This is a genomic window from Streptomyces sp. NPDC051172, from assembly GCF_040682555.1.
GTDB lineage: Bacteria > Actinomycetota > Actinomycetes > Streptomycetales > Streptomycetaceae > Streptomyces.
Window position 1 is genome coordinate 1 of sequence record NZ_JBFBBE010000001.1, and the last position, 22,626, is coordinate 22,626.

General features: G+C 71.0%; 15 protein-coding genes. 5 read left to right on the top strand and 10 right to left on the bottom strand.

Features of this window, described 5'->3' with window-relative positions; translation table 11 throughout:
• Nucleotides 1–123: 123 nt before the first annotated feature.
• Both AB0N07_RS00005 and lanKC (AB0N07_RS00010) read left to right on the top strand, forming a co-directional pair.
• Nucleotides 124–1,401: an MFS transporter gene (locus AB0N07_RS00005; RefSeq protein WP_365830369.1), complete on the top strand. Its 1,278-nt coding sequence runs from the start codon at nt 124–126 to the stop codon at nt 1,399–1,401.
• A 317-nt stretch (nt 1,402–1,718) separates the two neighbouring features.
• Nucleotides 1,719–4,262 (top strand): class III lanthionine synthetase LanKC, encoded by a 2,544-nt coding sequence (lanKC, locus tag AB0N07_RS00010; protein WP_365830371.1) that lies wholly within the window; start codon nt 1,719–1,721, stop codon nt 4,260–4,262.
• A 29-nt stretch (nt 4,263–4,291) separates the two neighbouring features.
• Here lanKC (AB0N07_RS00010) and AB0N07_RS00015 read toward each other — a convergent pair whose 3' ends face one another.
• From AB0N07_RS00015 to AB0N07_RS00030, 4 genes are all read right to left on the bottom strand, one after another.
• Nucleotides 4,292–6,091 carry a BTAD domain-containing putative transcriptional regulator gene (locus tag AB0N07_RS00015; RefSeq protein WP_365830373.1) on the bottom strand — a complete coding sequence of 600 codons (1,800 nt, stop codon included), beginning with the start codon at nt 6,089–6,091 and terminating at the stop codon, nt 4,292–4,294.
• A gap of 180 nt (nt 6,092–6,271) precedes the next feature.
• Nucleotides 6,272–6,379 carry a class III lanthipeptide gene (locus AB0N07_RS00020; RefSeq protein WP_365830375.1) on the bottom strand — a complete coding sequence of 36 codons (108 nt, stop codon included), beginning with the start codon at nt 6,377–6,379 and terminating at the stop codon, nt 6,272–6,274.
• A gap of 69 nt (nt 6,380–6,448) precedes the next feature.
• Nucleotides 6,449–9,037, bottom strand: coding sequence for a class III lanthionine synthetase LanKC (lanKC, locus tag AB0N07_RS00025; RefSeq protein WP_365830377.1), 2,589 nt, complete (start codon nt 9,035–9,037; stop codon nt 6,449–6,451).
• A 36-nt stretch (nt 9,038–9,073) separates the two neighbouring features.
• Nucleotides 9,074–9,205, bottom strand: a complete 132-nt coding sequence (locus tag AB0N07_RS00030) for a hypothetical protein (protein WP_365830380.1) — start codon at nt 9,203–9,205, stop codon at nt 9,074–9,076.
• Between the two features lie 833 nt (nt 9,206–10,038).
• On the opposite strand from AB0N07_RS00030, the gene AB0N07_RS00035 reads away from it, so the two are divergent.
• Complete coding sequence (locus AB0N07_RS00035; protein WP_365830382.1) at nt 10,039–10,197, top strand: hypothetical protein; 159 nt, start codon at nt 10,039–10,041, stop codon at nt 10,195–10,197.
• A 415-nt stretch (nt 10,198–10,612) separates the two neighbouring features.
• Here AB0N07_RS00035 and AB0N07_RS00040 read toward each other — a convergent pair whose 3' ends face one another.
• Nucleotides 10,613–13,564 (bottom strand): LuxR C-terminal-related transcriptional regulator, encoded by a 2,952-nt coding sequence (locus AB0N07_RS00040; RefSeq protein ID WP_365830384.1) that lies wholly within the window; start codon nt 13,562–13,564, stop codon nt 10,613–10,615.
• Nucleotides 13,565–14,526: 962 nt separating this feature from the next.
• Between AB0N07_RS00040 and AB0N07_RS00045 the strand changes: the two genes are divergently transcribed.
• Nucleotides 14,527–14,946, top strand: coding sequence for a ribonuclease domain-containing protein (locus AB0N07_RS00045; RefSeq protein ID WP_365830386.1), 420 nt, complete (start codon nt 14,527–14,529; stop codon nt 14,944–14,946).
• A gap of 965 nt (nt 14,947–15,911) precedes the next feature.
• Here AB0N07_RS00045 and AB0N07_RS00050 read toward each other — a convergent pair.
• From AB0N07_RS00050 to AB0N07_RS00065, 4 genes are all read right to left on the bottom strand, one after another.
• The gene (locus AB0N07_RS00050) at nt 15,912–16,832 is read right to left on the bottom strand and encodes an undecaprenyl-diphosphate phosphatase (RefSeq protein WP_365830388.1); all 921 of its coding nucleotides are present in this window, start codon (nt 16,830–16,832) and stop codon (nt 15,912–15,914) included.
• Nucleotides 16,833–17,020: 188 nt separating this feature from the next.
• Nucleotides 17,021–17,656 carry a phosphatase PAP2 family protein gene (locus tag AB0N07_RS00055; RefSeq protein ID WP_365830390.1) on the bottom strand — a complete coding sequence of 212 codons (636 nt, stop codon included), beginning with the start codon at nt 17,654–17,656 and terminating at the stop codon, nt 17,021–17,023.
• A gap of 132 nt (nt 17,657–17,788) precedes the next feature.
• Nucleotides 17,789–18,730, bottom strand: coding sequence for a M56 family metallopeptidase (locus AB0N07_RS00060; RefSeq protein WP_365830392.1), 942 nt, complete (start codon nt 18,728–18,730; stop codon nt 17,789–17,791).
• A 35-nt stretch (nt 18,731–18,765) separates the two neighbouring features.
• Complete coding sequence (locus AB0N07_RS00065) at nt 18,766–19,194, bottom strand: BlaI/MecI/CopY family transcriptional regulator (RefSeq protein WP_365830394.1); 429 nt, start codon at nt 19,192–19,194, stop codon at nt 18,766–18,768.
• A gap of 390 nt (nt 19,195–19,584) precedes the next feature.
• On the opposite strand from AB0N07_RS00065, the gene AB0N07_RS00070 reads away from it, so the two are divergent.
• A complete protein-coding gene (locus tag AB0N07_RS00070; RefSeq protein ID WP_365830396.1) occupies nt 19,585–21,321 on the top strand; it encodes a TIGR03767 family metallophosphoesterase in 1,737 nt (578 codons plus the stop codon).
• Nucleotides 21,322–21,468: 147 nt separating this feature from the next.
• Here the strand turns inward: AB0N07_RS00070 and AB0N07_RS00075 are convergent, their stop codons facing one another.
• Entirely contained in the window at nt 21,469–22,212 is a 744-nt protein-coding gene (locus tag AB0N07_RS00075; protein WP_365830398.1) for a polysaccharide deacetylase family protein, read from the bottom strand.
• Nucleotides 22,213–22,626: the final 414 nt, after the last annotated feature.

Genomic DNA, 22,626 nt, shown 5'->3' on the forward strand with positions numbered 1-22,626 from the left:
GCACCCACGGCTGGTCGTGCCCCGCCCCCCCCCCGCGGGCCCGGCCGCCCCGGCTGCCCCCCCCCCCCCCACCCCGGTCCGTCCGACCCCCACCCCCGGTGGACCAGAATCCGGAAGGGCCTCATGAACGGCAGGCAGTCCAGCGCCGCCACTCAGGGCGGCACGGTCAGACTCAGCGGAATCAGAGACTTCCGGCTCCTGTGGATCAGCGGTCTGCTGGCCGGTCTGGGTTCGCAGATGTCGGCGATCGCGCTCCCCCTGCTGGTGCTGCGCCAGACCGGCTCCCCCGTACAGGCCGGGGCGGTGGGCACGGTCTCGGTCGGCGCCCTGCTCGTCACGATGCTGCCCGGGGGCGCGCTGGCCGACACGGTCGAGCGGCGTCGGCTCATGCGGCTGTGCGACATCGGCAGCACCCTGGTGGTCGGCAGCCTGGCGCTGGCCGTCCTGCTCGGCCGCACCCCCCTCGTCCTCGTCCTGCTGGTGGCCGCGGTCGGTGCCGTCATCAACAGCTTCTACGGACCCGCCGCGTTGGGCCTGCTGCGCGCGGTGGTCTCGCGCGAGTTGCTCGGCACCGCCTCGTCCCGGATGCAGGCCAGAGCAGCCGCGGCGCGTCTGGTCGGCCCGATGGCGGGCGGCGCGCTGTACGCCGTGCATCCCGCCCTCCCGTTCGCCGGCGAGGCCGTCTTCCTGCTGCTGTCCACCACCTGCCTCGCCTTCGTCCGCACCCGGTCGGCACCCGACCCCGCGGCACGATCCGCCTTCTCCGGAAGGGAGTTCACGGCCGGCGTCTCCTTCCTGTGGCGGCGGCCCTATCTGCGTACGGTCCTGTTGGTCTTCGGCCTGGGCGTGAATGGCGCGTTCGGCGCGATGATGTTCGTCGCGCTGGCGGTCACCTCGCACAGCGGCAGTTCCGGCCTGGGCAGCGGCACAGTCGTCTCGCTCACCGCCGTCGGCTCCCTTCTGGGAGCCTTGCTCGCCCCGCGCATCCCGTCTGCGTGGCGCTCCGCGACCCTGATCGCGGCGACCTGCTGGGTGTGCGGCTTCGATGCCCTGTTACTGACTATCAGTCAGAATCCCTTGTACGTTGGCGCGTTGTGCGCGGCCTGCGTCGCGATGGCGGCCGTCGCCGGCATCGGCTTCCTGACCTCCCTGTTGGAGTCGGCCCCGCAGCACATGGTCGGCCGGGTGCAGAGCGCCGCCGGATTCATCTCCTCACTCGTCCAACCGCTCGGCCCGCTGGCCGGAGGCACCCTGCTCGCCGCCTACGGCGCGCGAACGGCCTATGCCGCGCTCGGAACGGTGTTTCTGGTCTGCGCGGTCGTCCTGACCTTTGCCCCGTCGGTCCGACGAACCGACGCCGTACCGGTCGTCGTCCCTACCGAGGCACTCGGCGCCGACTGAGCGCACCGCTGAAAGTGCCGCGACAGTCCGCTGTCGACTGCTCAGGAGCCCGAACGGCGGATCAGGCCAAGGACGCGGAGGCTCTCCACGCCAGTCTGCTTGTCGTCGCCGAATCCGTACGCCGGCCCGGCTCGCACGGAAGACCTCATCGCGTCGCCCGCCGCGGCGGTGACCGATGCCGCCGTCGCCTCAGGCCGGCCCTCAAATGCGCCAACTCCCCGTGTATCTGGTCCGATTCGACAGGCAGCCAAGCCGACGACCTGATCCGCCGGACAGCCCCCGCTCCCTCCTACGACCGACCCGACGGGAGAATCACCATGGCCGAAGCACGCCAGTCCCTGACCTACTGCGCCGCCGACCGCGACTTCTTCGAGACGCCTGCCCGGCTCCCGGACGACGGCACCCGCTACCCGCTCGCGTGCGGCGAGGCGCCCGAGGGCTGGAGCCGTACGACGCGGGGGTTGTGGAGCGTACTGACCCCGGACGGCGTCCGGTTGCCCGAGCAGGGCTGGAAGATCCATCTGTCGGCGACCCCGCGTGTCGCCGGCGTGACGCTCGACCGGGCCGCCGCCGTGCTGCTGCGCCGCCGGGTCCCCTTCAAATTCCTGCGCAGCCGTGACGCGCTGTTGCTGATGGTCGACAAGAACATGGCGCGGGGCAGCAGCGGCAAGTTCATCACCGTGTACCCGTCCGACGAGACCGAGTTGGAAGAGGTCGTTGACGAACTCCGCTCCGTCGTCGACGGGTTGCCGGGCCCACACATCCTCAGCGACCTGCGGATCGGCCCCGGTCCCGTGCACGTCCGCTACGGGGCGTTCGTGGAACGGTGGTGCGCGGACGAGGACGGGCGGCAGGTTCCCGCGCTGCGTGACCCCTCCGGCACGCTGGTGCCGGACGTACGCTCACCGGTCTTCGCCCTGCCCGACTGGGTCACCCCGCCGTCGTTCCTGGACGAGCCGCTCGCGGCCCTGCGCGCGGCGGGCTTCGGCGACTTCCCCTACCAGGTCGTCAAAGCCCTGCACTTCACCAACGCCGGCGGCATCTATCTGGCCCGCCACCGGGTGAGCGGCCAGACGGTGGTGCTGCGCGAGGCACGGCCCTTCGCCGGACTCGACGGCGCCGCCGCCGACGGTGTCGAGCGGCTGCACCGCGAGTACCGCGCGCTGACGGCCCTGCGCGGACTGGACTGTGTCCCCGAGGTCCACGGCCTGCACACCGCCTGGGAACACCACTTTCTCGCCGAGGAGTACATCGAGGGCCAGACCCTGCTGGACGCCGTGCTCAACCGCTACCCGGCCGTCGGCCGGGACATGGGCGAGGAGGCGACGCGCGACTACGCACGCTGGGCGGGCGCCGTCATCGACAACCTGGGCAGGGCACTCGACTCCGTCCACGAACGCGGGCTGCGCTTCCGCGACGTGCACCCGCTCAACGTCATCGTGCGTCCCGACGACTCCGTGGTCCTGGTGGACTTCGAGTACGCCACCGACCTCGACGCGTCGGACGGACTGCGCGTCGGAGCCCGCGGCTTCGCGGCCCCGGCCGGTACGGCACCCGGTGACGTGGACGACTACGGTCTGTGGGCCACCTGGCTGTTCACGCTGCTGCCCATGACGGAAATGGCGGACTTCGCCCCGGACAAGGCGCCCTTGCTCGAAGCCGTGGCCAGGGAACGCTTCGGTCTGTCACCCACCGAGGGTCCGCGCCGACCGGCGGTGGCGGATTCCCGGCCGACTGCCTCCACCGTACGCGCCGTCCACGCCGACGACGTGTTCGCTCCCTCCGAGTGGCCCGCACTCCGCGACCGGCTGGCCGAGGGCATCCACGCCTGTGCCACACCCGACCGCGAGGACCGCCTGTTCCCCGCCGACTGGGAGGTCTTCCGCACCGGCGGCCACACCCTCGCCCACGGCGCCGCCGGTGTGCTCCTCGCCCTGCACCGCGCGGGCGCCGCCGTCCCCGGCGCCTACGTCGACTGGCTGACCGCGGCAGCCCACCGGGTCCGCCCCGAAGCGGGAGGTGGACTGTACGACGGTCTGTACGGCGTGGCCGTCGTGCTCGACGAACTCGGCCGTCCCGACGAGGCGTCGGAGATCCTGGCGCGCGCCCGGGCGGCCGGTGACCCGCCCCGGGCCGGTCTCTTCGGCGGCCTGGCCGGTATCGCCCTCACACTGTGCCGCTTCGCCGTACGCACCGGTGACCCGGCCCTGTTCGACGAGGCCGTGCACATCGCGGAGCGCCTGGAGACGCTACGGCGCGGCGCATCGTCGCCGAGGCTCGGCCTGCCGTCCCACGCGGGCCTCATGTACGGCCTCGGCGGCCCGGCGCTGCTCCAGCTCCGCCTCTATCGCGTGACCGGCGAGGAGCGGTATCTGAAGGCGGCACGGGCCGCACTGGACTGGGACGTCCGCCAGTGCGTCCCGATGGCCGACGGGACCGTACAGGCCAAGCAGGGCCACCGTCATCTGCCGTACCTGGACGAGGGCAGCATCGGGATCGCCCTCGTGGCACGGGAATACCTCGCCCATGCCGACGATCCCGCGCTCGCGGCCTTCGTCTCCGCAGCGACACCGTGCGGCGCGGCTCCCTTCGTGCGCGAGCCGGGCCTGTTCCACGGCAGGGCCGGGCTGGTCGCCGGTCTCGCCCTGCTCGCGCCGGCGGACGAGGACGCACAACTGCTGTCGGCGGTACGGAACTTCTTCTGGCACGCGCTGCGCAAAGGCGAGGGACTGTACGTCCCCGGCGCCGGTCTGCTGCGTCTGTCCGCCGACCTCGCGACCGGCTCGGCGGGCGTGCTGCTCGCCCTGCACACGGTGTTCGAGGGCAAGGGCGACCTGGGCACGCTGCTGCCGGTGAGCTGACGGCTCCGCGCCCGGAGGGAGGCCCGGCCTCAGACGCGGGCCGCCTCCCGGGCGTACAGGTGTGTCAGGTACGGCAGTGAGTAGGCGGCGGTGTGCGCGGTGACCTCGCTGTCGGGCAGCACCACCGCCCCCGCCTCGATCATCTGCTCCAACTCCCGCTGAGCGCCCAGCCGGTCACTGCCCAGGACCGCGGCGGCCTCCGCCGCGGTGAACCAGCCGGACAACGGCAGGCCCGCGAGACGTCGCAGCGCGCCTTGGTGCCGTTCGGCCAACTGCGCCCACGCGTCGGCGACATGGGAGCGCACCTGCAGGTCACCGACGCTCAGTTCGTCCAGGAGCGCTCCGGGGTCGGCGAGCCGCTCCGCGTACTCGGCGAGCGGCAGATGCTGCAGCACGGCCAGTTTGAGGCCCGCGGCCCGTATCGCCAGCGGCAGTGCGCCGCACGCGGCCACCACGCGTGCGGCGGCGGGCCGGTCGCACAGTACGCGGCCGGTGCCGATCAGCCGGCCCAGCAGCTCCAGGGCCTCTGCTGTCGACAGCGGCGGGACCTGCACCCGATGGGCCGGGGCCAGCCCGGCCAACTGCGTACGGGCCGTGACGATCACCGTGCTCCGGCCGGTGCCCGGCAACAGTGGCCGCACAGCGGCCTCGTGGGGCGCATCGTCCAGCACCACGAGCACTCTGTGGTCGGCCAGCCAGTCCCGCCACAGCGCGGCAGCCCGCTCCGGAGAGGTGGGCGAGGCCGCGCCGAGACCGGCGTACGCCAGCAGTTCCGCCGTCACCGAGGCCAACGACCTCGCCCCGCCGTCCTGTTGCCGCAGCGGTACGAGGATGCGGCCGCCCGGGAACCCGCCCTCCAGCCGGTGCGCGGCACGCACCGCGAGGGTGGTCTTGCCCACACCGGCCGGACCGACCAGGACGCGGGTGACTCCAGCGCCCCCGGTGATCGTCTCCAGCAGCTGCGCGAGAATCTCCCCGCGACCGGTGAAGTCCGCGGTGTCGACGGGCAGTCCGACCGGCGCCGGAGGACGGGCGGCCGGGGCGGCTTGCTCGTCGGCGAGGACCCTACGGTACAGCGACTCCAGGGCCGGACTCGGGGACAGCCCCAACTCCCGTGACAGGTGCTGCCGTAGATCGTCGTAGGCGGCCATCGCCTCCCCCCGGCGGCCCGATCGGTGCAGGGCTGTCATCTGGGCGGCGCGCAGTCGCTCCCGCAGCGGATGTTCGTCCACCAGGTCGCCGACCGCCTCCGCGACCTCGCCGGGCCGGCCGCCCGCCAACGCGGCCTCGGCCCAGTCCTCGCAGACACCCAGATAGCGGAGGGTCAGCCGGTCGGCTTCCGCCCGGAGGGCCTCGGAGCCGCCGAGTCCGGGCAGCGGCGGCCCGCTCCACAGCGTCAGGGCCTCGTGCAGCAGCCGCGCCGCGCGTTCCACGTCGCCGTCGGCCGAGGCCTCACGCCCGGCCCGGGCCAGTTCCAGGAACCCGAGGGAGTCCAGCTCGCGGGCGTCTGCCTGGAGCACATAGCCGCCGCACTGCAGGGAGATCCGGTCGCCCGCGCCCGCCTTGAACAACATCTTGCGGAGCGTCGAGACGTACAGCTGAAGATTCTTGCGTGCCGTGCGCGGCGGATCGTCGTCCCACACGGCCTCGGTCAGAAACTCCACCGAGACAGGGGAGTTGGCGTGGCACAGCAGTGCCGCCAGGACGATGCGCTGCTTGAGGGGGCCGAGCGGGAGGGCGTGTCCGTCCATCTCGGCGGAGAGCGGCCCGAGGACCGAGAACCGCAGGCGAGACGTGACGGTGATCGGGTTCGAGGGAGTGGCGTACACCAGGCGTTCCTGTCTCACGGGACGTGGGACCGGCTCCGGCCCACGCAGGGGTCGCGTGGGCCGGAGCCGGTCGGGGGCCGTGGACGACTGTGCCGCGAACCATGATCCCTAACATCGGGGAAACCCCGACACCCGATCGAGGGTCCCTACGGCCCGGCGCCATAGGGTCCCCCGCCTTGGTCACGCCGTGTGAATGCTCCACCCGCTCCAACTGGCGCTGATACAGAAAGCAGCGGTCTCGGTCTCCGTGTCGGTGTCCAGGGTCTGCAGCGCGAGGATCTGAGTCATCAGGGGTCTCCTGTTCGATGATGAAGAAGATGAAGAAACGGACGTACCAACCCGGCGGACGACACTGGTCTATCCACCGGGCGCTGTGGATCCGGTGGCGGTGCCCAGGGTGAACACCTCGTCACCGGGGCCGTGCAGGACGCGGCGGAGGGCCAGCAGCACCCCGGCCGCACCGCTCGACAGATCGGCACTGAAACGCTGCGCCCCCGACCCGAGGAAGCGGACCCCTCGGGTGTGCGGCACGGCGTACTTGATCAGACCGGTGGCAGCCCGCACGGCTGCGTCGCGGGCGTCGGCACCACCGTCCGTGTCGGCCCGGTCGGCGAGAAACCAGGCCAGCCCGGCCAGCCCCTGATACAGCCCGGCCTCCTTCGTCCAGCACGACACGGACGTCCCCGCCGCCACCAACGGGAGCGCCTCTACGAGGCGTTGGTCGGCGCAGGTGGCGGCGTACCGGGTGAGGACCGTACCCACGCCTGCGGCTCCGACGGCGAGGTAGGGCATGGCTCGTTTGAGGACGGCGTTGTCGGCGAAGGACAGGGTGCCGTCGTCCATGGGGATGGCACGGTCCAACTCCTCGTGCAGGAGCCGGAGTCCCGCCGCACGGTAACGGTCGTCGCCGGTCTCGCCGCCCAGGTGGTGCAGGAACAGAGCCAGTCCGGAACGGCCGTGGAACAGCCCGCGGGCGTCGTCGGCGCCCAGAGCGGGTACCAGGTCCGAGGCGGCAAGGAGCGCGTCCCCCGCGGCGGCGGCCCGCTCCAAGTGCCGCTCGTCGTCCGTCTGCCGGTGCAGGGCCAGCCAGGTCAGGCCGACCCCGGCGAGTCCGCCGGCCAGAGTGGCGCACGACGCGGTGAGGGGGTGGCTGTCGGCGTGCCGGGCGAGGTCGACCGCCTCGTCCAACTGCCCGAGCGAGGCCAGGACACGGGCGATCCCCGCGGTGCCCGCGTCGAGCCCGGGGGGCAGTTCGTCACGACGGGCCAGTGCGTCGTGACGCAGCCGCTTCTCGACGGCCTCCGGGACGGGCGCCCCGGCCTGGTGCAGGGCGTGGACCACACCCGCGGTGCCGTAGGCCACGCACACGGTGTTGGCGCCGAACGCCTGTGCTGAAGGCGGGAAGACCCAGTCCGCGCGGCCGGTGTCGGCGGTCTCCAGCAGACCCGCCACCACGTCGTCGGCGAGCCGGGCGAGACAGCCCAGCGGATCGGCATCCAGTTCGGCCGGAGTGGGCGGAGCCGGACGGGGCGCGGCGCTCGCGGGGTAGTGGGAAACGGCACGCGTCCACAGATCGTCCGCAGGCGCGGCATCCGCCAGGTCGCGCCGGAGCAACGTGAGCCCGCCGGGAGTCAGTTCGGCGGTCTCGTGGAAGGGCGCGAGAAAGGCGAGGACGAGCGCGGCAGTGCCGTACCGGTCCGTCAGCAGCGGGTCGTCACTCGCGGCCAGCAGCGCGGCAGGTGGAGTGAAGCCCTTGGTCCCCATGGCCGCCGGGGGCCCGTCGAACGCCGAGGCCGCCTCGAAGTCGACGAGCCGGGCGGTGCCCGACGGGGTGACGATGACGTTGCCGAGGCTGATGTCCCCGAACCGGTGTCCCAGCGCGTGCAGTTGGTCCAGGGACGCGTCCACGTCCCGCAGGAGTCCGCGGCAGAGTGCGAAGAACTCCGCGCGGTCGTCCGCCGTACGGCCGTGCCGCATGAGAGGGGACGTCCGGCTCAGCCATCGGCGCAGTGGATCGCCCTCGATGTACTCGGTGACCAGGAAGTCGTGCTCCCACTCGGTGAAGTGCTCCAGCGGTTCCGGGCACACACCGGGAGCCGCCGAGTGCACTGTGGTCAAGATCTCGTACTCGTGGCGCAGCCGCTCCTGCGCGCTCGTACCGTCCCAGATGAGGCCGTTGTGGGCACGGGCCTCCTTGATGAACACACGGCGGCCGGTGCGGGTGTCCCGCGCCTGGTACGTCCCGCCGGCGTTGCTCGGCTGCAGCGCGGCGAGAATCTCGTAGTCGCGGATGAGGATCGCGCCCGTGTGCGGCACCGGCTCCTCCGTGACGAACGGGTCGGTGATCCCGGCGGGCAGCACGAAGAACGGCCGTCGTTCGTCCGGGACGTCACGACCCGAGGCATCCCGGACGAGCCCCTGCCGAGTGCCGTCGGGCAGCAGTCTGCTCCGGGCGCCGAACGCGCCGTACCGGTAGTGGACGGTCTTGGAGTCGCCGAAGCGGCGGTCCGAGAGGATGTACGGTCCGTCCTCGTCGCGCAGCGCGTCGGAGAGCAGACCGAGCAGCCGCCGCGCGGTCTCGGTGTCCGGCGGGTAGATGGCGCAGAACTTGCCCGCCTGGGCGCGGTGGGCGTGCTTGTGGTGCATGACAAGGAAGAACATTCGGGCGGACAGGTGCTTGAACGGCACGTCCTCCGCGAAGCAGACCCGTGCCACCTGATCGAGGACCTGCTGGGCCCGGTCGAGTCGCGCCGACACATGGATCTTCCAGCCCTGTTCGGGACGGCGGGCGTGCGGTTGGCTCCACACCGTCCAGACGTCCTGAGGTACGTGCCGCCAGCCGGGGGCCGGACGGCTCGGTGTGAAGCGCGGGCCGGGGTCGGCCATCGTCGCGAGGGGAGCGTAGTACTCCTGGTCCGCGAGGGTCTCCGCGAAGGTATCGAGCACGGGATCTCTCCTCGGGGCGTGTGGTGCGAGCCGGGATCACAGAGTGCGGACGGTGATCGTGCTTCCGGAGACGCTGAAACAGGGGAACGCGCCGGCCTCCTGCTCCGCGTCCAGTCCCTGAAGGGCCAGGATCACGGCCATTTCAGTCATCTGGGCTGACTCGGTCATCTGGGTCACCTGTGCCTTCGTAGGCGTCGACGCACGACGATGAGGGTGACGGGCCGGCGGGTCGGAACGCGCGGTCCTGTCGGCCTGGCTCGACGGTAGGCAATCCCGGTTCAGAGTTCTGCTGCGACCGGTATGCGACGGGTACTGCCGCAGGTCGGGGAGCGCCTCGGGGGCCGTCCTGTCTCCGGGGCGTCGGCGGACCGCAGGCCCTCCGTCTGGGTCGACGTCCTCGGCGGCGGCGACGAGACCTCCACCATCCTGTTCCCGAACGGACCGGACGCCCGCCACCCCCACGGTGTCCCACGTCCTGCCACGGGTCTTCCCGGCCGTCCTCGACTGGAGCGGCGGCCTACTGCTGCCGGACGACGTTCAGCGAACAGTTTGAAACGCAGCCGCCCATGACGTCCGGGCGGCCGTCGGGCACGGCCTCATCGACGCTCTCACCGAGGCCGAACCCTCTCCGTCGGTCAGCAGGCCTGAGCCTCCACCGATCCCGGATCCGGCCAGGGCCGGTGAAGCCCACGGCGGACGCCCCTTGAGCTCGGCTGTGACCTGCACGTTCATGGGCCGCATCGATGAGCTTTGCCCCGCCCCGGCCGGTGAACCTACGTATTCGATTACGTAGTTCTACTGGAGCCTCCGAAAGACAGCGTTGGGAGACTCGCCCCATGGGCTACCTGACGGAGCCGTGGTGTCACGCCGGGAGCCTGCTGCTTCCTTACCGAGCACCGTCGTCAGCGTTCCAACGGGTGGCGACCGCTGTCCGGTCAATAGAACCCAACTGAACATTGGAGAGTCCTCCGTTGGTATCCAAGATTCGTGTCCTTCTGGGCATGCTCGTGCTCCTGGCGCTGGCCATCGTCGCCATCGCCCTGCTCGCGGCCATGAAAGCCGGTGCCGTCTGGTTCACGATCGTTCCTCTCGGCATCCTCTTTATCGGCGCGTCCGTTGTCCGGTCGCTCGGATGGTTCGACAAAAAGGCTGGTGGCTGACCGGCTCACAGGGCACACAGTTCTAGCCGGACCGCCGCGCCACGGCTCCCGGCACCCGGCGTCCACCCGGTGGCCTGCCGCACGGTCGTACGCCCGTGCACGTGAGTTTCCTGGTCGGCGTCGTCCGTGGTCAGGGGGAGCGGGTCAGGCGGGTGGGCGCGCCCGCCGTCCGGCCGCCCTCGTCCCCCAGGCGCAGGGTGTCGGCGCCGGACTTCGTCAGGGTGTAGATGTTGCCCGCACGCACAGCACACCCGCGGACGGGTCCGACGGAGCGCTGGTCGCCGCCTCGAAGACCATGGACGTGCCGTGTGTCTCCCGCGGACGCGCGAAGTCCAGGTGCAGAGCTGGCACCCCTGACGGAACAACAGGTCACGGTGGCCTGGCCGTCGGACCGGGCGGCCACCAGAGCGACCGGTCAGACGGTCGGCCGGTGGACCACTCGGCCGAGTGCGTGCGGCAGTGCCGCGCGGGAGGAGATGTCGAGCTTGCGGTAGATACGGCCGAGGTGGGTTTCGACCGTTCTGGTGCTGAGGAAGAGCTGCTCCGCGATCTCCTTGGTGCGTTTACCGCCCGCCGCCAGTTCCGCGATCTCCCGCTCTCGCTCGGTGAGAAGAACCACCGTCGCCCTGGCGCTCGCGTCGTGCGCCGCTGCGACCGCCGCACCGTTGGCAGCGAAGGACGCAGGCAGCAGGGTCCTGACCCTTGCCGCCTCCTCACGGATCCGCTGTGCGCCGCAGGCCCGAGCTGCCTGTCCCGCCATATCGAGCCACTCCAGTGCCTCCTGGGTGCCATGGGCCGCGTGCACCGAAGGCGCCCCGGTCACCAGGGTCCAGGCGTGTTCCACCGGCAGGCCCGCCCGGCGGAACGATTCCGCGGCCTCGTGGAACAGCTCTGCCGCCAGGCGGTGTTCTCCTTCGGCGGCGTGGATCGCGGCCCGGGCTCTGCGCACGTGTTGCTGTTGCAGCGGCAGCCCCAACTGCTCGGCCACGACCTCCCCTGCCCTGGCCCAGTCGCGTGCGGCGTCGATGTCACCACAACGCAGTGCCGCGTCGCAGGCGAGGGCCAGAAGCGCGGGCTGCCAGGCCCGCAGCAGCCGCTGCAGCCGCGGGCCGCCCTCCTCGACGAGGGTGCGCAGACAGCCCGCCGCGTCCCCGCCGATGAACTGGGCGTGGGCGCGCAGGCCGACCGCTACCGCTGCCCGCCAACCTCGCTTGCGCAAGGCGAGGGACAGCCCGTCCCCGGCTAGTTCGAGCAGCCTGCCGGTGTCCCGCCGTGGCCGTGTCCACAGCAGCCCCGTCGCCCGCAGGATCATGGCGATCCCGGCGGCTTCGTCGGCCCCGCTCATCCGGGCGAGCAGCTCGGCCTCCCCGGCACGGCGACAGAGCGACTCCAGACGCCCCGTCAGCTCGTCGAGATGGCACAGGGCCACCAGTTGGTTGATCCGGATGAGCCTCCGGGTGGCACCCGTGGTTGCCTGCAGTCCCCGTTCCAGATGCCGGTAGGCGTCATGGAACCGCTCCTGGAACAACTCCGCGCAGCCGAGCATTGCCAGGACGTCGGGCATGGTGACGGCAGAGGCGTCCGGCAGCGCGTCCACGATCCGCGCGCACTCGGTGACCTCGGCGACGGCCTCGGGCAGCAGCCCGAGCTGGGTATCGCCGAGGGCGCCCAGGGCCCGCAGGTAGGGCACCGCCGGGCCGACGGCTCTGGCAGCCTCCGCCGCCTCTCGGACCACGTCACGTGCCTCGCCGTAGGCGCCCCGGAACAACTGCACTCGCCCGTATGCGGTGATCAGTTCGGCCGCCGGCGCCGGCAGCGGAACGGGCAGTGGGCGGGGTACGAGGTCGAGTGCCGTCCGGACCACTGCATCGGCCTCCTGATGGCGGCCCAGCAACCGCTCCAGCTCTCCGCAGACGGCGTAGGCGCTCAGCCGCAGGTCCTCGGAGAGATCCGACTGGTGCCGGAGCAGGTCGTGCACCAGTGAACGGGCTTCCTGCAGGCGGCCCACGGCACTGAGGGCCCGGCAATGGTCGAGCACCAGAACGACCCGGGGGGCGCTGATCCTCTCTCCGGCGGGCAGGTGGTCCAGCGCCAGCCTCAGCCAGCGGGCAGCCGCAGCCGGGGACTTGGGCATCGCCTCCGCTGCACCCTCGACCAGCACCTGCCGGGCCTCCGCACCGCCCGCGCCCACCAGGTGCTCGGCCTGCCGGGCGCGTCGCAGCGCTGACGCTCCTCGCGTGGTGAGCAGATCCAGGGCCCGCCTGTGGGCGTTGACGCGCAGCGACGGCGAAGCGTGTTCCAGGGCGACATGGCCGAGCACCGGGTGCCGGAAGACGTAACCGCCGCCCCACGACAGCGGCCGTATCAAGTCCGCTTCGACGAGTTCGGTGAACGCTGAGAGGGTCCGTTCCAGACCGAGATCGGAGACCGCAGCGACCTCGTCCGGCAGGAAAGGATCGCCGAGAACGGCGGCGGCCTGGACCGAGAGCACGCCGTCAGCGGTGAGGGAGTCCAGCTCGGTCACGACGGAGCCGGCCTCCCGGAGCATGCCGTCCCGGTCCGGACCGGCACTCAGCGGCCACTCGTCCGGGTCCCACCGCGCTGCCACCAGGATCCGCAGCATCCGCGGGTTGCCGCCGGAAGCCGCGTGCAACTGCTCGGCGTAGGTGTCGTCGACCACGGGTGCCGTAGAGGCGCGCCACACGGTGTACGCGTGGTCACCTGCCGATGAGCGAAAGGCGTGCGGGGAGGTGTCAGTGTGAGACCCCCCATTGCCGAGCAAGGTGGATATCGCCCGGAGGTCCAAGGAGGACGGGGCCAGGCGGATGACCGAGCCGATCTCGACTCCGTGTTCGAGCACTTCTCTCAGTACGGGCCCGGACTGCCGTGGGCGGTGCGCCAGCGCCAGCACGAACGGGCCGGGCGGGGGTGTCCGCACGAGCTGCGCGATCAGTCTCGTGGACTGCTCGTCGTACAGATGCACGTTGTCGAGGACAAGCACGCCGCCGCGCCGCGACGCCCAGCGCCCCAGTATGCTCCGCACCTCGGCATCCGCCCCGGCGCCGAGCTCCCGGGCGATCGGCGAATCCCGCACCTCCAGGGCATCCAGCACCTCTCTGATGACCTGGCCGGGTTGCGTGGTACCGATCGCGGCGTGGGCTCGCGCCACCAGCGCCCCTGCCTCGGCAGCCCGCTCGGCGAGCAGGCCGAGCAGGACGGTCTTGCCGATCCCCGGCTCACCAGTGACTTCGAGGACCGCTCCCCGGCCGTCGGTCAGATCCTGTACGACCGCGGAAAGACACTCGATCTGCGTGTGTCTGCCGACGAGAACGGCGCCGTTCTCGTGGGCCCGATCCTTGGGGGGCACGTGATCCTCTTTCTTCCCATGGATGTGCACACGAACGAGAACACCATCTGTCGTCAATTCGGATATTAAGCCATCATGTTGGCCGACCTGTGGCCTGAACGGTGGCCTGCGCACGGATGGCGAGGACTGCTCGTCACAGGGCAGGAGCCCGCCACTGTCCTCGTCCTCCAGGCCTGGGGCCGGAGTCGCCGCCCACGCCTTTCGGACTCGGGGAACGCTCTGCCAAGCGCCGTGGTACGCACCAATGTGAACGTCCGGGCACTCTCCACTGGAGCCGAGGCGGATGCCGCGCGACTCGCGTCCAGGCCGGCTCTCCCGCCGGCTCGACGGACGGGGACACTCGGCGGCCGGGACTGCTGATCGTCGCGTCGGTGAGCCGCCGGGCGGTCGCCCCGCCTGGAGGCACGCCGGGCAGGACTGCCTGAACGGAACTGCCCCTGACGCGAGACGCACAGGCCCAGCCATCGGCAAGTGCGAGTCCCCGTGCGCAGGGAGAGCGTCCCTTGCGCACGGCAGGCGAACCGGATGGAGCCGAAACCGTCGACGCCGCCAGGTTCTGACGTCGAACTCGCCGCCGGAGGCACGCCGGGTGTCAGCGTCTGCAGCTGCGACGGGGCTCCACGGGGCGGCCGGTGACACCGACACGACCAGGACGTCCCTGGGGTGCCTCCGTGAACTCCTGGGAAACATCGCCTTCTTGGCATTGACAGGGGCATGTCTACGCGCGTCATGCTTTGCGACATGAGCTTGCCCCCACAGATCACCAGGTTCGGCGCCGCGGGCGTCCTGGCGTCGGCCCTGCTCTTCGCCGGGACCGTCGTGGCGACGGCACCCGCCGGCTGACGAACCGCCCGCACGGCGGTGGGGCCACACCCGCACCCCGACCGCCGCGCACCCAGCCTGCCCCCTGACGGCTGCGCCGCATCTCGGCGGCAGCCAAGAACATCAACTTGGAGGATTCCTTGCTGACTCTGCGACGTCCCGAGCTGTCCTGGGCCAAGCGGTTCGCGGTGCTGCTCGCCGCCATCGCATCCGTGCTCAGCCTGTCCGCGATCAACAGCCCCGCTGCGAACGCGGCGGTCTACAGCTCCTGCAACATCAGCGGATGCTCCGCCGCGGCCTCGGCCAACTCGACCTGGTCCGACCTCGGCTACCCGACCACCCGGGGCTGGGTCGACTGGCCGGACGGCCAGTGCAGCTACGCCGGCGGCGAGTTCTACAACAACGACGGGCAGCTGCCCTCCGGTGACACCTTCTACGAGTACGACGTCTACCCCCGTGCCTGCGGCGCCCACCGGGACGCCTACCGGATCGTCGTCGACTCCAACACCGGCGCCGTCTGGTACTCCCCCAACCACTACACCGACTTCTACCAGCTCTGATACCGCAGCAGGGCCTGCTCGCACGTGCAGGTCACTGCACTGGTGCGAGTCCAACCGAGCAACGCCGTGAGACCCTGCGGCCGGTGTCGCACAGGTTCGAGCCCGTCCACGTCGACTCGACCGCACCAGCGGGGCTGAACCCGTGACGACCGCCCTGCCGGGCCTCACCGGCGGGGCGATCGCCGTCCCGCCGGTGAGGCGCCATCCGAGCCCCGTAGAAGACCACCGGCGTGGTGTTGTCCACGAGTGGGATCTCGTGCCGATGTCGCCGTGCAGGTTGGCGAGTTGCAGGACCACGTCACCACTCGCACTGGTGGTGGCGATCAGGCTGCCGGAAAGGTCTTCGAGGCTGCGGCTGATGCCGTTGCTCGCCGAGGTCCAGGCGGGGCTGTCGTCCTCGCCGCCGTAGTGGTTCGGCGTGGTCGCGGCTGTACCCCGAGTGCCGTCCTCTGCCTGTTCCTCCGTGCCCCAGGAGGCGAGGCGTCCGCTTGCGTCCAGGCTCCGGGTCGTGCGCTTGGAGTTGGCAGTGATCTGGCGGACGAGGGCGTTGGCGCAGTAGGCGTTCTGAGATCCGCCTGCCTGTGCGGTGGCGCGTCCGAAGCCGTCGTAGGCCGTGCCGGTGGCGATCAGCCGGTCGGCGCTGTCGTAAGCGTAGTTGACGGGGTTGGTGGTGAGGGTTCCGCCGTCGACGTCGTCCACCGCGGTGGTCAGGGAAGTGCGGTTGGTGCCCCGCCTGGGAGTCGTCTGCCTCGGTCAGACGGCCTGCCGCGTCCTAGGTGTACTCCTGGTAGGCGCCACCTCCGGTGTAGGTGGTGCGGGAGACGCCCTGCTCGTGGATGGACTCGCTGGTGGTCAACCTGCCGGCCTGGAGCCGATGCTTGCGCTGACATTCGGTTTCCGAGCCGGTCGGACCAGAAATAGGGCACCGCCGCGTAGGGCTGGGCCACCGGGAAACCTGCGTCGGGTCAGCCGATGGTGAAGTAGGCCAGGCTGCCGAGCCCGGCCAGGGTGCAGTAGACGGCGAACGGGATGAGGGTGCGGTGCTCGAAGTAGCGCACCAGGAAGCGGGTCGCGAGGTAGGCCGCGATGAAGGCGGCCACGCTGCCCACCAGCAGCGGGCCGCGCAGTCCGTTGCCCTCGGGCCCGAGCAGCGGGGGCAGCTTGAGCAGGGCCGCTCCGCCGATCACAGGCGTGGCGAGCAGGAACGCGAAACGCGCGGAGTCCTCGTGGTTCAGACCCTTGAAGATGCCCGCGCTGATGGTCGAACCGGAACGGCTGATCCCCGGGCACAGGGCGAGGATCTGGGCCGCGCCGATCACCACGGCCTGGCGCATGGTCATCCGCGTGATCCGCAGGTCCGAGAGTTCGTCCGGGCTCAGGTCCTCCTCCCCCGGCGCGGGGGAGGCTCCGGCCCGCCTGCGGCCCGTTCCGCCGCTCCGCAGCCGCTCGGTGACAAAGAGCACAATGCCGTTGAGTGCCAGGAAGATCGCAGTCGGAACCGGCTTCCCGAGCGTCGTACGGAACACCTTGTCGAGCGCGATGCCGGCCACGCCCACCGGGATCGTGGCCATGATGAGCAGCCAGGCGAGCCGCTGGTCCACGGTCTGGATACGCCGCTGCGTGATTGAGGTGGCCAGCCCTCGGGTCACCCGGACCCAGTCCCGCCAGAAGAAGACGACCAGCGCGAGCGCCGTGGCCAGGTGGAGGCCGACCAGCTCGTTGAGGTACAGGGACCCGTCGGCGGACACGTCCAGGTCGTGTTTCCAGTGTCCGCCCAGGAGGGCGGGTATCAGGATGCTGTGTCCGAGGCTGGAGACCGGGAACAGCTCGGTGACGCCTTGCAGCAGGCCGACGCCTATGGCTTCGGGGTAGGTCAGGACGGACATGGCTGGCCTTCGACTCAACACGCACGGGCGGATGGGGCTCCGGACGACGCGCGCGGCGGTCCCGGCCACACCGGAAGCTACTACACGCGCGTAAAACCCAGACCAAGCCACCAGGCCTGTTCACCCCGTCAGCCCGTACTGTTCACCTGCGCGCCGACAGCCGTCATGGCAACCGGCGCGCACCTCGTTCAGTGGGCGGCAGGGGCGGTCAGCAGGGGCTGGAGAGCCCCGCCGGTACGCAGGCGGGACACCAGCGGGCGGATCAGGGCACGCAGGACCAGGCTCGCGAGGAGCGCCGCGGGCGCGGCGATGACGATGGCACCGAGGACATCGTGCGGGTAGTGGTCACCGACGTAGACACGGGTGAAGCCCTCAAGGAGCGTGCAGACGGCGGCGATGGCGGCGAGCCTGCGGTCGAGGAGGAAGAGGGCCGCGGCCGTGGCGGCGGCCGTGGTCGTGTGACCGCTGGGGAACGCGTAGTCGGTGGGGGCCGGGCAGCTGTTGACGTAGAAGTCGTGCGGGAGCGCGCGACAGGGGCGCGGCTCGGCGACCAGCTTCTTGATGACCTCGGTGACGGCGAAGGCGGCCACCACGCTCACCGGGGCGGCCAGGGCCGTGGCCATGGCGGCGTCGTCGCGGCCGCGGGCCCGCCACCAGCCCAGCACCATCAGGACGGCGAAGACACCCAGGCCCAGATTGGTCGTCAGCGCGATGGGGGCGTTGAGCCAGGGGGTGTCGCGGGCGAAGTCGGTGACCGAGGTGAAGAGCGAACCGTCTATACGGGAGCCGTCGAAGGCCAGTTGGGCCGCGGCGCGAGAAATCATCAGGCGGGGTCTTTCGGGCAGGCGGATACCGCGGGAACACCAAGATGCGGAAAGGTGAACGACACCTTAACATCTACACGCGCGTAAAAGATCACGGGTGGGCGAGGGCTCCCGATGACGCGGCGGCGCTCATCAGGCGCCGATCGTCTCCAGCAGCTCGTGGAGGTCGTGGGCGGCCTCGGCGCTGGACCAGGCCGCGACGAACAGGACCACGGCCGTGGCGCAGGCGAGCACGGGCCGGCGGCCGGGCGGCGGCGCGAGCAGGGCGGCCACCCGACGGGGCACGGGGCCGGCGGCGGCGAGCGGACCGCGACGGCGGCCGAAGATGCCCAGGGCGGCACCCGGCAGCCGGGAACGGACGGCGGCATCCCGGGCAGCGAGGGCGGCCTTGCCCACCGCGCGGGCAACGCGCGCGCGGTCGCCGGTGACCGCCGCCGCGTTCTCGTCGGCCCAGCGCTCCGTCGTGTAGGTGACGGCCGCGGCAAGCGGGCGCAGCAACGGGTTGGCAGCTGCACCGAGTTGGGCGAGCGCGACGAACGCGTAGTGGTGCGCGGCCAGGTGGGCGCGCTCGTGGGCGAGCAGGATGCCGTGCTCGGACTCGTCCAGCGTGTGCAGCATCCCGCTGGAGACCACGACCCGGCCGGGCAGCCCCGGCAGCGCGAACGCGTCGGGAGCCGGATCGTCGACGACCACCAGCCCCTCGCGCGCCGGCATGCAGGCTGCGTCCAGCGCGGCGGCGGCCAGGGACCGGATACGGCGCCAGAACATGCGTACGACCATGACCAGTGCGCCGCCGAGGAGCAGCCCGGCGAGCAGAGCGACGGAAAGTTCGGTGGGGTCGTCGCGCCGCGCGGAACTCACCGACCAGTGGCCGAGCCCGGCGAACAGCGGCATGCGGATCAGCCCGGTGGCGGCCAGCACCCCCAGCGAGACGGTACTCGCCACGGCCAGGACCAGCGCGGAGGCGGTGAGCAGCCAGGTCGCCAGGCGCGGCTCGCAGCGCTCCGCCAGCTGCTGGGCGCCCAGCGGGGCGAGCAGCGGCAACAGCAGCGGGAGGTAGACGAGGATGCGCATCCAGGGCCTTTTCGAAGGTTGCGGAGGCCGACGGCTCAGCGGGCGGCGTCGGCTTCGGAGCCGAGCAGCCGGCGCAGCAGCTCGGCGTCCACGTCGGACAGGCCGTCGGCGAAGCGGGCGAGGACGGCCTCGCGGTCGGGCCGCTCCTCCAGGACGGTACGCATCCGACGGGCGGCGAAGCCCGCGTCATCGGTGACGGGGGCGTAGGCGTAGGCCCGTCCGCGCGGGGCTCGGGTGAGCAGGCCCTTGCCGTGCATGCGGGTCAGGATCGTCACCACGCTGCTGTACGTCAGTTCACCGCCGAGGCGTTCGGTGACCTCGCCCGGGGTCAGCGCCGGGTCGGCCCGCTGCAGCAGCGTCAGGATCTCGGCCTCCCGCGCGCCGTTGGGCAGCTTGGGACCTCGCCCGTATGCGTCGCCGTCCATGGGGTGTGCCGTTCCCTCGTCGTGTCTCTTGCCTCTCACCGTTCACCTCTCCCCGACGCGCTGAACTTCTACGGCGGTGTAAAGGCTGTGGTCCTTCGAGTCTGCCACGCGCTGCTCCCTGTCCTCACCCCTACGACCGTGGCCTTCGCCCTTACGACCCGGCTCGGACGCCGGCTGCCATGCCTACCTCGGCCCAGTTGGCGCGCCGACCGGGACGACGCGGTTGTCGTCCGCGCCAGGCAATGACGCCAGAAGAGGACCTTCGGCCGAGTTCGCCATCACCGATGCCACTCGTTCCCCCTGTTTCCCCCAAGTTTCCCTCTGCGCCCTGGACACCTCCCTACCCACCAGTAAGGTTGCGCCGGCGGACTCGCCCGGCCCTCGGGTGACACTCAAGTGCCGCCATGGACAGGGGGATTCATGAGCGGGATGAGCCGTCGCCGATTCGTGTCGGGAGCGTCCGCAGCAGCTGCGGGCGCCGCACTGTGGCCGGTGCTGACAACGGGCCGCGCGCTGGCGCAGGACCGGGCCCTGGCGGCCACGGCGGCGCGTGCGGTGCGGATCGGCGGGACCACTCTGGAGCAGGTGGCGACGCCGGTCGGCGACGGGGCGTACAAGCGGCTGGTGGCTGGCCCCGGCTGGCCGCTGATGGTGCGTGCTGAACTGGCCGGTGCCGCGTCCGGGCGGGACGACCGGCGCACCGGGCTCGCCTCCTTCGTACAGTTCACCGACCTGCATCTGACGGACACCGAGTCACCGGTGCGGTTCGAGTACCTGGCGCGGTTCAACGACAGCGCGCACCGGCCGCAGGAGACGCTGACCGTGCGGGGCGCCTCGGCGCTCGTCGACCGAGTCAACCAGGTGCGCCAAGGCCCCTACACCGGGCTGCCGTTCAGCTTCGTCATGGCCACCGGCGACAACACCGACAACCACGAGCGGATCGAACTCGACTGGTACCTGACCGTCATGAGCGGCGGCCGGATCACCCCGAACAGCGGTGACCTCGCTCGCTACGAAGGTGTGCAGAACTCCGGAAGCGCCCAGTACTGGAACCCCGAGTCCTCCCTCCAGGACACCTACAAGGCCAAGGGCCTGCCGCAGATCCCCGGATTCCTGCGCGGCGCCATCCGTCCGTTCGACGCGCCCGGCCTGAGCGTCCCGTGGTACACGACGGTCGGCAACCACGACGACAGCATCGAGGGCAGCCTGCCCGACCTCGGCCTGCTGAACGACCTCTACACCGGCTCACGCAAGCTGGAGGGCTGCGACGACGCCACCGCAGCGCAGCTGGCGGACGCCGTACTGCACGACCCGGCCGCCGCCGTGCTCCTGCTGAGCAAGCTGCTGGCCGGCGGCGGCGCGATCCGCACAGTCACGCCCGACGAGCGGCGCCACCCGTTCACTCCCGCCGAGTTCGCCCAGGCCCACCTCAGTCCCGCGTACACCGGTCCGGGCCCCGTCGGCCACGGGTTCACCCAGGACTCGGTCAGCAGCGGGCACCTCTACTACACCTTCGACCTCGCCGACGGCGTCCTCGGCATCAGCCTCGACACCACCAACCGCGCCGGTTTCGCGGACGGTTCACTGGGCACCGGGCAGCTGAACTGGCTGGAGTCGGTCCTCAAGGCGCACAGCGGTCGCTGGTACGACACCGACGACAACGTGGTGCGCGGCAACACCGACAGCCGAGTGATCGTCCTCTTCAGTCACCACACCAGCGGCACGATGGGCAACCTGCTGCCCGACCCGTACCAGCCGTTCGAGGGCCGCCACAGCGGCGCCGAACTCGTCACCCTGCTCCAGCGCTTCCCGAACGTCGTGGCCTGGGTCAACGGGCACACCCACACCAATCAGATCATCCCGCACGGACACACCGTCCCCGAGCGCGCCTTCTGGGAGATCAACACCGCCTCCCACGTGGACTATCCCCACCACGCCAGGATCATCGAAATCGCCGACAACCAGGACGGCACCCTCTCGCTGTTCACCACGCTCGTCGAATCCGCCGCCCCGTACCGGACCGACTTCTCCGACACCTCCGACCCCGGCCTGGCCGCCCTGTATCGCGAACTCGCCTACAACGACCCCTACGCCACCCCCGCCACCCGCATTGGCACCGCAGCCGACCACAACACCGAACTGCTGCTGACCAAGCCCACGACGTAAGAATCGGCGGACCCGCACAACTCTCCGGCAACACAGCCGGCCGCCCTCTGGCGTGCTCCGGCTACCGGCAACCCTCCAGACTTGACTCTCGTGGCCACCAGCCCCGGAACCCGTTCCGCCGGCGATTCCCTCAATGAGGCGGCTGCGTCAGCTTGCGGGAAGGCTGAACCTGTAGCCCTGCCGGGTCATCCAGGGGAGCAGTTCGCGCAGGGCCGCCACGGTCTGGCTGCGATTGCCGCCGCCGTCGTGCATGAGGACGATGCCGCCGGGGCGCAGTTCCCGTTTCACGGTGGCGACGATCGAGGCGACACCGGGGCGCGACCAGTCACGGGGGTCGACGGTCCAGCCCAGCGGGCGGAGACCGTCCTGCACGGCTATCCGGCGGTTTTCGGGGCTGAAGTCGCCGCCGGGGGCACGGAACCACCTGATCCGGGTGCCCGGCCCGCCGGCCTTGCTGATCATTTCCTTGGCCGCGGTGATCTCGTGGACCTGCGTGGCGTGCGGGAGGGTACGCATCGGCTGGGGGTGGTCCACGGTGTGGTCGCACAGTCGGTGGCCGTCGGCGAGGATGCGCTTGACCAGGGCGGGGTTCACGGCGGCCTGGTTGCCTATCTGGCAGAACGTCGCCTGTACGTGGTACTGGGCGAGCAGATCCAGGACCTGACCGGTGAACGGCCCCGGGCCGTCGTCGAAGGTGAGTGCCACGGTCCGGCCGTACGTCGCCGCACTGTGTGCGATCGAAGCGTTCGGGGCGCCGACAGGGACGGCCTGCGCGCCGGCGCCGGTTGCGGCGCTTGCGCTCGTACCGGCACCGGCCAGGGCGAACGAGACGGCCACCGCGCAGCCGAGGGCCGCACGGCGCAGCAGACGGACGGAACTGGAGTTCTGCATTCTGTGTTTGCTCCTGGCATGGCTGGCCATCTCGGGATGACACGGACGGACCCCCACGACGATGACCGAATGCCTGACCGAAGCAAAGGATTCACTGACATTTGCAGCCTTTGTCACAAAGCTGCCGATAGTGACCCTCATCACTCCAGCCGCGCCCGCTGCCGCCCCGGCTCACTCCCCGTGCGGCTCCCAAAGCCTTCAGTCACCGGCCCGCTACTACAACGGGGTCTCCCTCGGCAGGGGCTTTGTGGTCGCTTCAGCAGGCGGCCGATGCCCGGGTGGAGTCGGTGTGTGCCGCACTGGGAACCGAGTGGCGCCGACCAGGCCCTGCCGAGGTGTGGGCCCCGATGGGCCGCCGCCTCGATGAGGTGGCACCACGTACCACTCATCAAGATCCGGACCAGGTGCGGACCG

Excerpts from the sequence above, each read along its gene's own strand:
- AB0N07_RS00055 (WP_365830390.1), bottom strand. The coding sequence starts at position 17,656 with ATGATTTCTCGCGCCGCGGCCCAACTGGCCTTCGACGGCTCCCGTATA.
- AB0N07_RS00050 (WP_365830388.1), bottom strand. The coding sequence starts at position 16,832 with ATGTCCGTCCTGACCTACCCCGAAGCCATAGGCGTCGGCCTGCTGCAA.
- AB0N07_RS00020 (WP_365830375.1), bottom strand. The coding sequence starts at position 6,379 with ATGACTCAGATCCTCGCGCTGCAGACCCTGGACACCGACACGGAGACC.
- AB0N07_RS00060 (WP_365830392.1), bottom strand. The coding sequence starts at position 18,730 with ATGCGCATCCTCGTCTACCTCCCGCTGCTGTTGCCGCTGCTCGCCCCG.
- AB0N07_RS00070 (WP_365830396.1), top strand. The coding sequence starts at position 19,585 with ATGAGCCGTCGCCGATTCGTGTCGGGAGCGTCCGCAGCAGCTGCGGGC.
- lanKC (WP_365830371.1), top strand. The coding sequence starts at position 1,719 with ATGGCCGAAGCACGCCAGTCCCTGACCTACTGCGCCGCCGACCGCGAC.
- AB0N07_RS00035 (WP_365830382.1), top strand. The coding sequence starts at position 10,039 with ATGCTCGTGCTCCTGGCGCTGGCCATCGTCGCCATCGCCCTGCTCGCG.
- AB0N07_RS00005 (WP_365830369.1), top strand. The coding sequence starts at position 124 with ATGAACGGCAGGCAGTCCAGCGCCGCCACTCAGGGCGGCACGGTCAGA.
- AB0N07_RS00030 (WP_365830380.1), bottom strand. The coding sequence starts at position 9,205 with ATGACCGAGTCAGCCCAGATGACTGAAATGGCCGTGATCCTGGCCCTT.
- AB0N07_RS00075 (WP_365830398.1), bottom strand. The coding sequence starts at position 22,212 with ATGCAGAACTCCAGTTCCGTCCGTCTGCTGCGCCGTGCGGCCCTCGGC.